A 263-nucleotide genomic window follows, 5' to 3' on the forward strand; every position below is an offset into this window, starting at 1 on the left:
CGGCTGGGTTATGCCGGCTATATCGGCTGTGAATATAGCCCCGCGGGCATCACCGAGGATGGGCTCGGCTGGTTCGCCGGTTACGCCGGTCAGGCATGAGGAGGCACCGATGGCCCTGACCCTTGGCGTCATCGCCGATGATTATACCGGTGCGTCCGACCTGGCCAATGCGCTGACCCGCAACGGGCTGGCGACCGTGCAGACGATTGGCGTGCCGCGGGATGATTTGCCGTTGCCGCCGGTCGACGCGGTGGTCGTGGCGC

At 66.5% G+C, this 263-nt stretch carries 1 protein-coding gene; it reads left to right on the forward strand.

The genetic code is table 11. The annotated features are described in order from the left end of the window. Positions 1-109: 109 nt before the first annotated feature. Positions 110-263, forward strand: a 154-nt coding sequence (locus VJI77_RS07880; protein WP_442953980.1) for a four-carbon acid sugar kinase family protein, incomplete at its 3' end; no start/stop codon positions are given.

Origin of the sequence: Parvimonas sp. D2, from assembly GCF_035282635.1 — a bacterium.
Lineage (GTDB): Bacteria > Bacillota > Clostridia > Tissierellales > Peptoniphilaceae > Parvimonas.